The 14250-nt window shown below is 50.1% G+C and carries 19 protein-coding genes and 2 tRNA genes; 18 read left to right on the top strand and 3 right to left on the bottom strand.

The genetic code is table 11. The features are described 5' to 3' along the window. Positions 1-145: 145 nt before the first annotated feature. Positions 146-219 (top strand) — tRNA-Gly (locus ACFQNG_RS14190). A gap of 101 nt (positions 220-320) precedes the next feature. Further along, positions 321-953, top strand: coding sequence for an O-methyltransferase (locus ACFQNG_RS14195; RefSeq protein WP_379865993.1), 633 nt, complete (start codon positions 321-323; stop codon positions 951-953). 44 nt (positions 954-997) lie between these two features. On the opposite strand, the gene ACFQNG_RS14200 is transcribed toward ACFQNG_RS14195, so the two are convergent. Beyond that, entirely contained in the window at positions 998-1291 is a 294-nt protein-coding gene (locus ACFQNG_RS14200) for a PGPGW domain-containing protein (RefSeq protein ID WP_379865994.1), read from the bottom strand. 106 nt (positions 1292-1397) lie between these two features. Between ACFQNG_RS14200 and ACFQNG_RS14205 the strand changes: the two genes are divergently transcribed. Then, positions 1398-1955: a beta-class carbonic anhydrase gene (locus tag ACFQNG_RS14205; RefSeq protein ID WP_379865996.1), complete on the top strand. Its 558-nt coding sequence runs from the start codon at positions 1398-1400 to the stop codon at positions 1953-1955. Between the two features lie 15 nt (positions 1956-1970). Next, positions 1971-2441 carry a peptide-methionine (S)-S-oxide reductase MsrA gene (gene msrA / locus ACFQNG_RS14210; RefSeq protein WP_379865997.1) on the top strand — a complete coding sequence of 157 codons (471 nt, stop codon included), beginning with the start codon at positions 1971-1973 and terminating at the stop codon, positions 2439-2441. A gap of 49 nt (positions 2442-2490) precedes the next feature. On the opposite strand, the gene ACFQNG_RS14215 is transcribed toward msrA, so the two are convergent. Continuing rightward, on the bottom strand, positions 2491-2622 hold the full coding sequence (locus ACFQNG_RS14215; protein WP_379865999.1) for a hypothetical protein: 132 nt from the start codon (positions 2620-2622) through the stop codon (positions 2491-2493). 33 nt (positions 2623-2655) lie between these two features. Here ACFQNG_RS14215 and ACFQNG_RS14220 point away from each other — a divergent pair, with 33 nt between their 5' ends. The 5 genes from ACFQNG_RS14220 (at position 2656) to ACFQNG_RS14240 (ending at position 7581) form a co-directional block, all read left to right on the top strand. Beyond that, positions 2656-3003 carry a CHY zinc finger protein gene (locus ACFQNG_RS14220; RefSeq protein WP_379866001.1) on the top strand — a complete coding sequence of 116 codons (348 nt, stop codon included), beginning with the start codon at positions 2656-2658 and terminating at the stop codon, positions 3001-3003. 138 nt (positions 3004-3141) lie between these two features. Continuing rightward, complete coding sequence (locus tag ACFQNG_RS14225; protein WP_379866003.1) at positions 3142-4167, top strand: LacI family DNA-binding transcriptional regulator; 1026 nt, start codon at positions 3142-3144, stop codon at positions 4165-4167. A gap of 85 nt (positions 4168-4252) precedes the next feature. Next, positions 4253-5416 (top strand): cysteine desulfurase family protein, encoded by a 1164-nt coding sequence (locus ACFQNG_RS14230; RefSeq protein WP_379866005.1) that lies wholly within the window; start codon positions 4253-4255, stop codon positions 5414-5416. After that, positions 5413-6612, top strand: coding sequence for a tRNA uracil 4-sulfurtransferase ThiI (thiI, locus tag ACFQNG_RS14235; RefSeq protein WP_379866007.1), 1200 nt, complete (start codon positions 5413-5415; stop codon positions 6610-6612). Before ACFQNG_RS14230 ends, thiI begins: the two co-directional genes overlap by 4 nt. A 276-nt stretch (positions 6613-6888) precedes the next feature. Next, positions 6889-7581 (top strand): TerC family protein, encoded by a 693-nt coding sequence (locus ACFQNG_RS14240; protein WP_379866009.1) that lies wholly within the window; start codon positions 6889-6891, stop codon positions 7579-7581. 127 nt (positions 7582-7708) lie between these two features. Here the strand turns inward: ACFQNG_RS14240 and ACFQNG_RS14245 are convergent. Beyond that, positions 7709-7783 (bottom strand) — tRNA-Gln (locus ACFQNG_RS14245). Positions 7784-7965: 182 nt separating this feature from the next. On the opposite strand from ACFQNG_RS14245, the gene ACFQNG_RS14250 reads away from it, so the two are divergent. From ACFQNG_RS14250 to ispG, 9 genes are all read left to right on the top strand, one after another. After that, positions 7966-9078, top strand: coding sequence for a GspE/PulE family protein (locus ACFQNG_RS14250; RefSeq protein WP_379866011.1), 1113 nt, complete (start codon positions 7966-7968; stop codon positions 9076-9078). Further along, on the top strand, positions 9050-10093 hold the full coding sequence (locus ACFQNG_RS14255) for a type II secretion system F family protein (protein ID WP_379866013.1): 1044 nt from the start codon (positions 9050-9052) through the stop codon (positions 10091-10093). The genes ACFQNG_RS14250 and ACFQNG_RS14255 overlap by 29 nt, the downstream gene beginning before the upstream one ends. Before the next feature lie 13 nt (positions 10094-10106). Then, complete coding sequence (locus tag ACFQNG_RS14260) at positions 10107-10457, top strand: competence type IV pilus major pilin ComGC (RefSeq protein WP_379866015.1); 351 nt, start codon at positions 10107-10109, stop codon at positions 10455-10457. After that, a complete protein-coding gene (locus tag ACFQNG_RS14265; RefSeq protein WP_379866016.1) occupies positions 10454-10891 on the top strand; it encodes a Tfp pilus assembly protein FimT/FimU in 438 nt (145 codons plus the stop codon). The genes ACFQNG_RS14260 and ACFQNG_RS14265 overlap by 4 nt, the downstream gene beginning before the upstream one ends. Next, complete coding sequence (locus ACFQNG_RS14270) at positions 10888-11265, top strand: pilus assembly FimT family protein (protein ID WP_379866018.1); 378 nt, start codon at positions 10888-10890, stop codon at positions 11263-11265. Before ACFQNG_RS14265 ends, ACFQNG_RS14270 begins: the two co-directional genes overlap by 4 nt. Beyond that, a complete protein-coding gene (locus tag ACFQNG_RS14275) occupies positions 11207-11731 on the top strand; it encodes a hypothetical protein (RefSeq protein ID WP_379866020.1) in 525 nt (174 codons plus the stop codon). The genes ACFQNG_RS14270 and ACFQNG_RS14275 overlap by 59 nt, the downstream gene beginning before the upstream one ends. Beyond that, on the top strand, positions 11715-12641 hold the full coding sequence (locus ACFQNG_RS14280; RefSeq protein WP_379866022.1) for a shikimate kinase: 927 nt from the start codon (positions 11715-11717) through the stop codon (positions 12639-12641). Before ACFQNG_RS14275 ends, ACFQNG_RS14280 begins: the two co-directional genes overlap by 17 nt. Before the next feature lie 42 nt (positions 12642-12683). Beyond that, on the top strand, positions 12684-12905 hold the full coding sequence (locus tag ACFQNG_RS14285; protein WP_379866023.1) for a YqzE family protein: 222 nt from the start codon (positions 12684-12686) through the stop codon (positions 12903-12905). Positions 12906-13070: 165 nt separating this feature from the next. After that, positions 13071-14177: a flavodoxin-dependent (E)-4-hydroxy-3-methylbut-2-enyl-diphosphate synthase gene (gene ispG / locus ACFQNG_RS14290; protein ID WP_379866025.1), complete on the top strand. Its 1107-nt coding sequence runs from the start codon at positions 13071-13073 to the stop codon at positions 14175-14177. Positions 14178-14250 lie beyond the last annotated feature (73 nt).

The following is a 14250-nucleotide window of genomic DNA, read 5'->3' on the forward strand; positions in this document are numbered from 1 at the left end:
TGAGCCGTTTTGGTTCCAGAAACTGTAGAATAATCATTTTTAAGTAATCTTTCTGCATCAGTCTCCAAAAAGGGAGCTTTTTTCGCTTGCCACTTCCATCGACTTTTGTTAAAATAAAAGTTGTTCAGGAAGTATATAAGATTTTGCGGATGTAGTTCAATGGTAGAACTCTAGCTTCCCAAGCTAGCGGCGCGGGTTCGATTCCCGTCATCCGCTCCACACACTTGTAGCGGAAAAGATACCTTTTTAGGTATCTTTTCTTTTTAAACAACTAAAATAATTGGGTATACAATCAATCAGTGACAAAGGAGAGAAGTCTCTTGCGCGAACAAGAATATGTGCGCTCTCTATTTGCCCCGGAAGATGAGGTGCTCCAGAACATCGCGCCCGGCTTGGACCGGCGTGGCATGCCCCAGATTTCCGTCCCGCCCGAAGTGGGCAAAACGCTTCATTTGCTGGCGGGATTGTCCGGAGCCAAACGGGTCTTGGAAATCGGCGCGTTGGGTGGTTACAGCACGATTTGGTTGGCGCGGGCCTTATCCGAAAATGGCCAAGTGGTTTCATTGGAGCTGAAAGAAGAACATGCTGAATTTGCACGGGAAAATGTGGCGAAGGCGGGGCTGGCTGACCGTGTCACCATTATCGTCGGCGATGCCAAAGAGAGCTTGGAAAAAATGGTGCAGTCCCAAGAAAAATTTGACTTCTTCTTTATCGATGCCGATAAACCCAATTATCCATATTATCTGGAACAGGCGATCAAACTGGCTTCACCCAATGCCGTGATCGCCGCGGACAACCTCTTTCAGCATGGCCGCATTTTTGATGAATCCGACCAAGGGCCTTCACCCACGACCATTCGCCAATTCAACCGGCAGATCGCCGATGATCCGCGATTGGAATCCATCATTCTGACGATCGGTGATGGATTGGGTGTCTGCCGCGTCAAAAAATAACCTTCCCCACGAAAAAGTGGGGAAGTTCAGTAAGCGATGCATGCCTACCCCTTGTCGGGGGCCTTTGCATCCCATTTCTTTTTTTTCTTATCCGAACGAGCGACCCAATGTTCTACTCGATGAATCCAATCTTCTAGTTTGGAAGAAAGCTTGGGGTAGCGCATTTTCATTCGTTCCAACAAACGCTTGGCCCAAGGGGAGCTCTTGGATAAAAGATAGAGCCCGATGAGTAGGAAGAGGATGCCCTGCAAAAACGGGAGGAATAATCCAAGCACACCCAAGATGAGAAACGTCCAGCCGAGAATCGTATAGAGCAACGTCGTTTTCGCTGAATTCATGCAACTTATCGAACTCCTTTTAAAGTGCTTTTATTCTGTATTAGTATACCCGAGCTGATAAAGAATGAATATGAATGATTTTTGGCAATGACTGGGGGAGAGGCCAATGAGCCAACTGGAGCAAATCTTAACGCATAACCGTCATTTTGTGGAAAATAAAGTGTATGAGCAGTTTAAAGCGGAGCGTTATCCTCGCAAGAAACTGGTGATCGTCACCTGCATGGATACGCGATTGACGGAATTGCTGCCGCGCGCCCTCGATTTGAAAAATGGGGATGCCAAAGTGCTCAAAACGGCAGGGGCCCTTATTTCTCAACCTTATGGAAGCATCATGCGAAGTGTGTTGGTCGGGATTACGAAATTAAAGGCGCGTGAGATCCTGGTCATTGGCCACCATGATTGCGGGATGGTCGGGTTGACGGCTGAACCGGTGCTGGACGACCTCGCCGATCGCGGGATCACGGAGGCGGATATTGCCAGTGTAAACGAAGCTGGCGTCAGTGTGGACAAATGGCTGTGCGGATGTGAAAATGTAGAGACAGGCGTGATGGAAAGTGTTCAGTTGATTCAAAACCATCCCCTGGTGCCTGAAGACGTGCTGGTGCACGGATTGGTGATCCATCCGGAAACAGGGGAATTAACCTTGATTCACGATGGCAGATAAGTGGAGGGATTGTTCATGGCATTGGCAACATTTGGCGCCGGATGTTTCTGGGGCGTCGAAGAAACGTTTCGCAAGCTGCCGGGCGTATTAAACACGGTGGTCGGATATATGGGCGGGACCAAAGAAAACCCAACTTATGAAGAGGTGTGCACGGATAAAACGGGACATGCCGAAGTGGTGCAAGTCGAATTTGATCCCGCTGAGATCCGTTATGAAGAATTGCTTGATGTGTTTTGGAACAACCACAACCCGACAACCCTTAACCGTCAGGGCCCGGACGTGGGGACCCAATACCGCTCGGTCATCTTTTATCACGATGAGGAGCAAAAACGCATCGCGGAGGCTTCGAAACAGCAGATGGATCAATCGGGCCGTTGGAAAAATCCGATCGTCACCCAAGTGGAGCCTGCCAGCACGTTTTGGCGGGCCGAAGAATACCACCAACGCTATCTCCAAAAGCGTGGCATGGATTCTTGCCATCTGTAAAACCGATTCGAAGAGAAAGGGCTGTCTGAAACGCGGCAGTCCTTTTCTTTTATTCGTCACTTTTATTGCGATAACGAATGATACCAAGCGCTTCCAGCGCTTCGAATATGAGATAGACGATGATGACAAAGGCCAAATACAGGGAGTATTCTTGAAGGATAGACCAAATTTCGGGAGACATGGGGATGCTCCTTTCTTTAGGGAGGTGGCAACATTGAACCGGATACCGATACACGGGGCCGTTGTCGATGAGGAAACGCGCTGTGCCCACTATCATGGCGAGTGGGACATTATTGCGATTAAATTTGCGTGTTGTGGGCGTTACTATCCTTGCATCAAATGTCATCAGGAGGCGGAAAACCATGAAGCCGTACCTTGGAAACGGGAAGAGTGGGACTTGAAAGCGGTCTATTGCGGCGGGTGCAAACAGGAGCTATCCATCCGGGATTACCTTTCCGCCGAAGGAACGTGTCCCGCTTGTGGCAGAAAGTTCAATCCGGGATGCCGAAAACATTGGCCCCTCTACTTTGACATGGATAAGTGTCAAGGTACTTCGATATGAAACCGGTTGAATCCTTCTTTGAGCGCAGTGCTTTATTTCGTGATCGAGTGAGTTGCGTTTTTGATTAACAGAAAAACGGGGTCAATTAGAGTATAATGGTTGTGAAAGCGATTGCACCATCGGAGAAGGAGCGCTTTTATGGTTACAATTAAAGATGTTGCAAAACGAGCGTCTGTTTCACCTTCAACCGTTTCCCGAGTGATTGCGGGAAGTACCCGGATCAGCCTTCAAACGAGATTGCGCGTGCAACAAGCGATGGAAGAGCTGAATTATGTTCCCAATGCCATTGCCAGAAGTTTGGCCCGAAGCCACACGCGCACGATTGGTTTCACGGTTGCGCGGCAAGCAGACGATGCCTTTGCCAATCCTTTTTTTTCTGAAGTGATGCGAGGGATGTCCACCGTTGCGCAAGCGCGTGATTATAATATTTTGTTGTCGATCAACCCCACCCCTGAGGAAGAGCGGGACAAATGCCTGCGCCTCATCAAAGAAAGGCGCATTGACGGACTAATCGTCTCTACGTCCCGGGTGAAAGACCAACTGATCGCAACCTTGATCTCTGAACAAATTCCGTTTGTGCTCATCGGGAGAAGTGCCGATACCCCTGTCTTATCGGTTAATAACGATAATGTTCAGGCAGCGAGGTCGGCGACGATCCACCTGTTTGAACAAGGGTATGAGCGTGTGCTGTTTTTGGGAGGGGATCGCAATCTCGTTGTGACGCAAGATCGGTTGACGGGCTATAAACAAGCTTGTTTTGAATGGCAGCGCGCTTATGACGAAGCTTTCATGATTGAAGCGGACTTTTCGATCGAAAGCGGATTTGCCGCGTTAGAGGCGGCGAGGGAAAGGGGCATTCCGTTTGATGCCGTGCTGGCGGCGGATGACTTGCTGGCCTTGGGTGCTCTCCAATACGCGAAGTCCGTCCATTGCCAAGTGCCTGAGCAATTGGGGGTGGTCGGCTTCAATGACTCGCCACTCCTCTCTTATGTGAATCCCCCTTTGACCAGTGTCAAGATTTTGGCTTATGAATTGGGATTGGAAGCGATGGAATTGTTGCTGGATACCTTGGAGCAACCGGCCAAGGCTCGAACGAAAAAAGAAATCCTGATCCCTTCGGAACTGGTCGTGCGCGCGTCCAGTTTGCGAAAGGGAATGAAATGAACACACCTGACCTGCATGTCAGGTGTGTTGTTTTGTGTTAGAATGGTGAAGTTATGGAAGAGAGCAATGAAAGGGGGTTTGTGCGATGATCTATTTGGACAACAGTGCAACCACAAAAACGGACGCCGACGTGGTCAAGGTCATGGCGGATGTGATGACGAATGTATATGGAAATCCGTCCTCCTTGCATGGACTCGGCGTCAAAGCGGAACGGTTGATTGAGCAAGCCCGCAAAATCATGGCGCAAGAGCTGGGCGTGAGCCCACAGGAAATCATTTTCACATCGGGCGGCACGGAAGCCAATAACATGGCGATCAAAGGTGTGGCCGATGCTTATCAACAGCGGGGCATGCACATCATCACAACGGAGATTGAACACCCTTCCGTCTACGATGTGTACAAACAGTTGGAACAACGGGGATGGCGGGTTACCATCTTGCCTGTTGATCATGTAGGTCGGGTCCGCCCTGAGATGGTAGAACAAGCGTTGACGGAGGAAACCGTGCTCGTCTCCATCATGCATGTCAACAATGAAATAGGAACCGTGCAACCGATTGCCGAGATTGGGAGGCGGTTGAAAAATTATCCAAAGGTTTTGTTTCATGTGGATGCCGTGCAATCATTTGCCAAATATCCCATTCAACCCGAACAGTGGGGGATTGATCTGTTATCGGTGTCCGGGCATAAATTCCATGGGCCGAAAGGGATCGGCTGTTTATATATGCGGAGAAATTTAATGCTGACACCGCTTCTTGCCGGTGGAGGACAAGAACAAGGATTGCGCTCGGGTACGCAAAATGTGCCTGGGATTGTCGGCTTGGCGAAAGCGACGGTGCTTGCGGGCAAACAGAGAGAAGCGTTTCTGGACAGATGCCAGGCGTGGAAGGAATGGTTGATCGAGCGGATCACCACGGAGATAGGTGAAGTTCGCGTCAACGGTGATGTTACACGGGACGGTGGAGCACCCTATATTCTGAGTTTCTCCTTTCCCGGACTTAAAGCCGAAGTGATCGTGCATGCTTTGGAGCAAGAACAAGTGGTGGTTTCCAGCAAATCGGCTTGCTCGTCCAAAAAGGAATTGCCCAGCCGGGTGCTTAAAGCGATCGGGTTGGGCGATGAAGCGGCGATTGGATCGATTCGGATCAGCATGGGCTTCATGACGACGGAAGAAGAAGTGCGCCGCTCAGCCGATGCCTTGCTGAAAGTGATCCCATCATTACAACAAGTGATAAAGGTGCGTAAAAGATGAAGAGAAATTGCATTTTGTTGAGATATGGCGAACTGGCGTTAAAGGGCAAGAACAAAGCGGAATTTGAAGATCGGTTGGTGCAAAACATCCGCGATAAAGTGAAACGGTTTTCCGGGGTCCAAGTAAATAAAACGCACGGGCGGATTTTTATTGAATTGGCCGATCATGCCGTTGCTCCGATTCTGGAAGAAGTTTCCCAAGTATTTGGCTTGGTGGGCATCAGCCCCGCGATTAGGGTTGCGACGGATTGGGAAGAGATTAAAGAGGCTGCGCTGGAATTGGTTCAATCGCTCGGTGATTCGGTCCGCACTTTTAAAGTGAACAGCAAGCGGGCAAACAAAAACTTCCCGATCAGTTCCCAAGAGATGAACCACCGTCTGGGAGGATACTTATTGGGGATGTTGCCTCACTTGAAGGTGGACGTGCACCATCCGGAATTAACCGTTCATGTCGAAGTCCGTGGCAAATACTCTTATGTTTATGGCAATGATGTGATGGGGCCCGGAGGATTGCCCGTTGGTGTGAGCGGACGGGTGATGTTGCTCCTGTCGGGCGGGATCGACAGCCCCGTGGCGGGTTATTTGGCCTTAAAACGTGGAGCCGAATTGCATGCGATCCATTTCCACAGTTATCCGTACACCAGTGAACGGGCTAAGAAAAAAGTGGTCGACCTGGCGCGGACGCTCACCCGGTACGGGGGGCCCATCCGCTTGCATGTCGTACCGTTCACCGAGATCCAAACGGAGATCAATAAACATTGTTATGAGTCGTATTCCATCACGGTCATGCGGCGAATCATGTTGCGAATCTCGGAAGAAGTGGCCAAGCGGAATGGGGCGTTGGCGTTGGTGACGGGTGAGAGTCTCGGTCAGGTGGCCAGCCAAACGCTTGAAAGCATGAACACCATCAACGATGTGACCAACATGCCGATTTTGCGCCCGGTGATCGGCATGGATAAACATGAGATCATGAATATCGCCAAGCGTATCGGCACTTATGAAACCTCGATATTGCCTTATGAAGATTGTTGTACCGTTTTCTTGCCCAAAGCGCCAAAAACTAAACCGGACAAAAAGGTGGCACGCGCGCAAGAAGCGAAATTGGACTTGGAGCGGTTGATTGGCGAAGCGGTCGAAGGCGTTGAAGTGATCGATCTCGTTCCCGAACAACCGGATGAGGAGTTTTCCTATTTCTAAACGGCGCTGGACATATGAGGGGTGAGCGGAAACAACTCTTCCGCTTCCCTCTTTGTTCCTGTCATGGCTCCTCTGCTTTTGTCATATGGATAGGTTGACAAGTCTCCGAGCGGAGGAGCGAAGCATCCGGCCGGAGCAAAAGCTTGTCTATTGTTAACATTTTGAGCCGACATTTTATGTTATTGTTTTTTATATATAAAACGGCGCTTGGTCAGGGGGGTTATGGACAAGCGACGGAAGATGGGAATACATTACTTCTAGGTGAGGGGCTGAACGATGGAAGCGCATGGGTTGACAGACATTCAATTTTGGCTGGGTTTTTTCAATATCATCATCCTAGACATCATTCTAAGCGGAGACAATGCGGTGGTCATCGGCATGGCCGCACGCAACCTACCGGCACACCAACGGAAAAAAGCGATCTTCTTCGGAGCGGGGGCGGCCATTTTGCTCCGGGCCACCTTAACGGCTGTGGCGACCTACTTGTTGAAAATTCCGCTGTTGATGACGGTGGGCGGGGTGTTATTGTTGTGGATCGCCGTGAAACTGTTGCTGGAAGAAGAGGAAGGGACGCATGTCTCTGTCGGGGCAAACTTACGCAGTGCCATTAAAACGATCATCATCGCCGATGTGGTGATGAGTTTGGATAACGTCGTCGCCGTGGCCGCTTCAGCGCATGGGAACATTTTCTTGGTGTTGTTTGGTTTGGCGCTCAGCATCCCGATCATCATGTGGGGCAGTGGTCTGGTGGCGAAAGTGATGAACCGCATTCCTTGGTTGATCTATGTCGGTTCGGCGATTTTGGGTTATACGGCCGGCACCTTGATTGTGGAAGACCCTTATGTCTCCAAAACCTTGTTGGATGGGCAGGAAGGATGGATCACAGGGATTCCGATCATTTTGGCGATCCTGGTCATCTTGATCGGCTATTCGATCAAGAAAGCCATGGGCAAGCACAAAACGGCATAATCACAACAAACAGAGTGGCTTCCATGTGGGAGTCACTCTGTTTGTTGTTATTGATCCGATGGGTGAAAAGCGGAGAGCAAAAGAACGATAAAAAAGTGGCCGTCCCTTGCGGACGCCACTTTTTTATTGGCTGGGGAAGTAGGATTCGAACCTACGCATGACGGAGTCAAAGTCCGTTGCCTTACCGCTTGGCTATTCCCCATCGCTTCATCCCTATCTTATGGAGAAGGAAAAATCTTTATACACGCAAACATCAATTCTTATTTTTATTAATATGGCGAAAAGATGTTCTGTTATTGTCGAAATAAGGGAAGGATTTTTCATATTTAGGTAGAAAATGTCAAAATATAACAGATGTCGCTTGGAAGGGAATGGAGAGATGAGATGGGCAAGAAAAACGATGTCATGCACTTTATCAATCAATTGTTGGCCAAGGCGACAGAACGGCGGGCGAGTGATATCCACATTGAACCGCAGGCGGAACAAGTGCGGATTCGCCAACGCGTCGACGGTTTTCTGCTTGAGACGGATCAGTTAGCCAAAGAATTCGCCAATGCGCTGGTTTCCCATATCAAAGTGACAAGTCAATTGGACATCGGAGAAAAGCGCATGCCCCAAGATGGAGCCATGCGTTGGGAGCGGGCGGACACCTGCGTTGACATTCGGGTATCGACTTTGCCGACGATCCATGGTGAAAAAGTGGTTTTGCGCCTGCTCAAAAATCACCGACAATCCTTTCAGCTGCATGACTTGGGCATGCCGGAAGAGGAACAGAGGAGAACAGAGCGGATCTTGCATAAGAAAAGTGGTCTTGTCATCGTGTCGGGACCGACGGGTTCAGGCAAAACAACCACATTGTACGCCATGCTCCAAGCGTTAAATCGGGTGGAAACCAACATTGTCACGTTGGAAGATCCCATCGAATTGAAGTTGGATGGGGTGAACCAAGTCCAAATCCGTCCCAAGGCGGGCCTTACATTTGCTCGGGGATTGCGTTCGGTGTTGCGGCAAGACCCCGACATCATCATGATCGGGGAAATACGCGATGTGGAAACAGCCAACATTGCGATCAGCGCCGCCTTATCAGGGCATTTGGTGCTGACTTCCTTGCATACGTCTGATGTTGTCCGCACGATAACCCGTTTGATCGATATGGGGATTGAACCCTATCGGGTCGCGGCCGCCTTATCCGGAGTGGTTGCCCAACGGCTGGTGCGATTGGTCTGCCAAATTTGCCGGGGGACCCAATGCCCTGATTGCCAAGACACTGGGTATTACGGGCGAACAGGCGCATTTGAAGTGATGGAAATGGATGAGGAGCTGGAACGTCTCATCGCGCGCGGTGCGACATTGGGAGAAGTGCGGCATCATTTGCAAAACCAAGGGATGAAAGGACTCAAGGAAGCGGTTCAAGAGTTGGTTGACCAGAACCGGACCACTTATGAAGAATGGATGCGGGTGATCGAAGGTGTGGAGAAAGAACAAGTGGAGTGCTGAAAAATATATGTTGTACAGCCAACAGATGGCCCATCTGTTGGATAGCGGAATACCGCTGTTGACCTGCCTGGATTTGCTTGCGGAACAAAGGCTGATCACCAAACCGTTCTACCGGCGGTTGTCAGAAATGTTAAATGAGGGATTTAGCCTGTCGGGCGCATTGGAAAAATTGGCGTTCCCCTCCCTCTTCATTTCATTCATCCGTGCGGCTGAAGAGCATGGGGATTATGTGCATGCATTTAAGCAGTGTGAAGCTTACTATGAAGCGCGGGCCCGTTGGGCACGTGAGTTGGGCAAGTCGCTTATTTATCCGGCATTGGTGCTTGCGATCGCGGGTTTGGCCTTATCGTTTCTCCTGGGTGTCGTGTTGCCCCGGTTTGCTGAGTTGTACCAAACGATGGGGGTACCGCTGCCGAAGTTGACAGAGTGGCTGTTCTCCCTGCACGCTTCTGTGCGGGCATGGGCTCCCAAGATGGCCATGGGGATGGGTGGGCTGATGATCATCAGCGGCTTGCTCCGTTTGGCCCCCCGGCCGATGCGGGCTTGGTTCAGTCGGGTGCTGTTTTTCCTCCCTGTGATCGGTTCCGTGTTAAGGCATCGAATGACCCATTATATAACCATCCAATTGGGTTCGCTATTAAAAGCGGGGGTTCCTCTGTTAAATGCGCTAAAGACATTGCGCAAGATGGCCCCATGGTCCATTCTTGGCCGTTCCTTGACGAAAATGGAGGCCAATGTGATGGAAGGAACCTCTTTGTCGGAAGCGATTCAAAAAAGCGGTCGCCGCCTGTTTTTGCCTTCCCTCGTAAAGATGGTGGCCTTGGGCGAAGAAAGCGGGAAATTGGATGAAATCATGCTTCATATGGCCCAAGGAACGGAACTGGTCATCAAAAATCGGTTAGAGCGTTTGACTCGAAGCATTGAGCCGCTGTTTATCTTTATGATTGGGTTGTTTATTGCCATGATCGTCATTGCCATGTTTTTGCCGCTATTGCATATCGTACGCTCAATTTAAAGGAGGATCTTACATGAGAAGGCATGGAAGGCTTTGTCAGGCCATGGATGGGGAGCGGGGATTCACATTGATGGAGATGATCCTCGTCGTCTTTATCATTGGGGTGATATTGGCCATTGCGATTCCCAACTTGCGTGCGGCTGGGGAGAAGGCCAAGCGGCAGGCGGATCGTGCCAATCGGCATATGATCAGTGCCCAAGCGGATAATTATTATTTGGAGTATGGGGAGTACCCTTCGGAAGTGGAAGAGTTGGTCAAGCGCGGGTACTTGCGTTCAGCGCCGAAATGCCCTTTTGGCAAGAAATATCAGATTCGGCGGTCGCCTCAGTTGACGGCGGACCAAAGAGTGGTATGCGTGAAATGAACACAGGTGAGCGAGGCTGGACGTTGATAGAACTCACCATGGTCATTCTCGTGTTAGGTTGGATTTTTTCCATCTGTTATCCCGCCTTTGCGACCTTGGGTGAACGGACAGAGCGGCAGTTGTTTCTTGGGGTATTGGCGAATGAGCTCATCTTGGCTCAAACGGAGGCCGAAAGCAGGGAAGCGGAAGTGACCGTCCTGATTGACGGTCCCGCCAAACGGGTCATCGTATACCAAGGAGAGCAAAAACAAAGAGCCCTCCTGATACCCGGTCGTTATCAGATAGTTAGCAATTATCCGGGCAATCGCATCGTTTTTCGTGAAACAGGTCAAGTTCGCGGGGGAACGATCACCTTATTGCAAGGGGAAAAATTGCTTGGCAAAATCGTGGTCCATGTGGCGTCAGGGCATCCGAAAGTGGAGTTGGTGCAATGAAGCAAGCGGAACGGGGTTTTACTTTGGTAGAGACGATGACAGCTTTGTTGGTATTGGGCATATTCATCACCTTCGCCGTCCCGTTGCATCGGGAGCTCAATCAGATGTTTTACCGAGAGCGGATGGAGATGGAGATGGTGCACATGTTGGAGCATAAAATCGAGAGCTTGGCGAGCAATGCGACCCTGGCAGGAGCCGGATCGGAACAAGTATCCAGCCAGGAATTGGAAAGGCAGCATTATCAAATCACATGGCGATCGGTTCAGATCGGACCTTATCTCTATGAAGTGCAGGTGGAGGTGAACGGCAAAGACCGTGACGGGAAAATCCACAAAAAACGCTGGGTTACGCACCGCTTTGTCAGAGCGGGCTGAATCGGGTTACACCTATATTGAACTCATGATCACTTTTATGCTCTTGCTGATTTTGCTGCCTGTGATCTTCTTTGTTGCGCATACGTTTGAAAGCAATTTGAAAAAGATGGTGGGGCGGCAGGAATTGCAATTGGAGTACATGGCTTTTCGCCCTTTGGTTGAGCGGGACATCGCCCAAGCCACCAACTTCATTGCTGAAGATGGCATGCTGGTGCTTATTTGTCCCGATGGGAAGGCCGTGCGGTATGCGGCCAAAAAACGGCAAGTGATCAGACAGGTGAAAGAGGCTGGAGCGGGACAATTCACCGGAACTACCGTCGTTCTGCGGCATGTTTATTTTATGGGCTTTTATCCTGAAGAACATGGGGTTCAGTTGGATATTGGATTGCAAAACTGGTTGGCTGATTTGGACATGAAGATTTTTATCGGAGGAAGGACGACAGCGCACCATGCGACAAACCGATGAACGGGGCTTTGCCTTGCCGGCGGTGATCGCCGTAACCACGCTGCTCTTTACCTTGGTGACGTTTGTGGCCGCATTGGCTGTGCGCAGCCATGAAGCGGGAAGGTTGTATGAAGAGCGGATGAGAGTCAAGTACGCCGCCGAAACAGGAATTGCGAAAATGCAACAGGAATGGGCATTGGGTCAGCGAAAACAAGATACGCTACTCGATGTGGGTGGCGTGACCGTTTACGTTCAGGTGGAAGAGAAACCAGATAATGCATTGCATGTGGTGGCGACGGGTTATGGCGAAAAAGGGGTGCAGCAAACGATTTCCGCCCTGATAGATCAAAAGACGCTGGCGATCATCAACTGGATTGGTTACCATGGTAATAAAAAAACGGAGGCTCCTATGGAACACAGCAAACGACACCTGGTATTAATCGGGATGATGGGGACGGGCAAAACAACAATAGGTCAAGCCATTGCGGCACAAGTACCATTGCCGTGGAAAGACACGGATCAAGCATTGGTCGCCAAGTGGGGGTGTTCCATTGCCGATTTCTTTGCCCTATATGGAGAAGAGCGATTTCGCGAGGAAGAGACGCAGATGTTGGAAGCCTGTTTGGCCGAACCATCCTTGTTGTTAACGACGGGTGGGGGCATTGTCCTGCGGGAGCAAAATCGCCAACTCTTAGCCGAGCGGGCTTTTGTCGTTCATCTGGATGCCGAGCCGGAAGAGATTATTCGACGGTTGACGCAAACGAACGAAGAACGTCCTTTGTTGAAAGGAGATCTCCGCCAACGGGTGTATGACATATATGAAGCGCGGCGGGAGCTTTATCGATTTGCGGATGTAAGGGTGGATACGACAGGAAAATCGATCGATGAGATGGCGACTGCGATTGTGCGCGCATGGCAAGATCATGTTTAAAGCAAATCGACTGCGGCAATGCTAAGCACTGAGGTGGGTAAGATGTCTTTTAAGGATTGGGTACGATTTTTGCTGGAGCGCTGGCTCAGGTATGTCGAAACACCCAAGCATGAGCGGAAAGAATTGAAACAGATGAGAAAAGTGCCTTGGTCGGTCAAATGGTTTGGATTGATTCCTTTTTCCATGAAAATGGCGGTCAATCGGCAACGGTCGCGGCTCCGAAATCGCCTCATGGCCAAACGCCCGGCGAGGGAGGCGGATTAATCGTGGCAGACCGAAACAGAAATAGAATAGTTAAAGATTATGTGAAGGAGCGGTTGATGCTCCTTTTCTTTGTATATGTGTGGTATACTTTGTAATTGAAGTTTCGATGTCCTCATTGCCACATTTTTCATGATTTCATGTGTTATAAAAAGGAGAGAATCCTTTATGTATCATCGTACGGAAACAAGACCAGTCAAGGTTGGAAACATTCAAATCGGCGGGAACGACCAAGTGGTCATTCAAAGCATGACCACGACCAAAACCCATGATGTGAAAGCCACTGTCGCTGAGATTAAACGTCTGGAAGAAGCGGGTTGCCAAATCGTGCGTGTCGCTTGCCCGGACATGCGTGCCGCGGAAGCGATCGCGGATATCAAGAAAGAAGTTAAGATCCCATTGGTAGCCGATATTCACTTTGATTATAAGCTGGCCTTAAAAGCGATTGAAGGCGGCATTGATAAAATTCGGATCAATCCGGGAAACATTGGCCGCAGGGAAAAAGTGGAGGCGGTTGTTAAAGCAGCCAAAGAGCGTGGCATCCCCATTCGCATCGGCGTGAACGCGGGCTCGTTGGAAAAACGGATTCTGGATAAATACGGATATCCCACGGCCGATGGCATGATTGAGAGCGCCAAGCACCATGTGGGCATTCTTGAAGACTTGGGCTTTGAAGACATTATCATTTCCATGAAAGCGTCTGATGTGCGCTTGGCGATCGAAGCGTACCAAAAAGCGGCGGCAACGTTCCGTTATCCATTGCATTTGGGCATCACCGAATCGGGCACGCTATTCTCCGGCACAATCAAAAGCTCCGCCGGATTGGGCGCTTTACTGGCGATGGGCATCGGTAATACCGTTCGCATCAGTTTAAGCGCCGATCCTGTGGAAGAGGTGAAAGTGGCTCGTGAATTGCTGAAAGCGTTCGGCTTGGCTGCCAATGCCGCTACGCTGATCTCTTGCCCAACTTGCGGTCGGATCGAAATCGACCTGATCAGCATCGCCAATGAGATTGAAGAATATATCGCCACCGTGAAAGCGCCCATTAAAGTGTCTGTGCTGGGTTGCGCGGTGAATGGCCCGGGTGAAGCGAAAGAAGCGGATATCGGGATTGCCGGTGCCCGCGGAGAAGGCCTCCTGTTCAGACATGGCGAGATTGTTCGCAAAATCCCCGAAAAGGACATGGTTGCTGAGCTGAAAAAAGAGATTGACAAGTTGGCTGAAGAATACTATCGGAAACAAGCGGAAGCGGACAAAGAAAAAATAGAAGTGTAATCGTTTGTGTGGTGAGAGACCCCCTGTTTGAGCGGTTGTTCGGCTCAAACAGGGGGTTTTTGCATAAATTCAC

Source organism: Laceyella putida (assembly GCF_042665195.1).
In the GTDB taxonomy this organism is placed as follows: domain Bacteria; phylum Bacillota; class Bacilli; order Thermoactinomycetales; family Thermoactinomycetaceae; genus Laceyella; species Laceyella putida.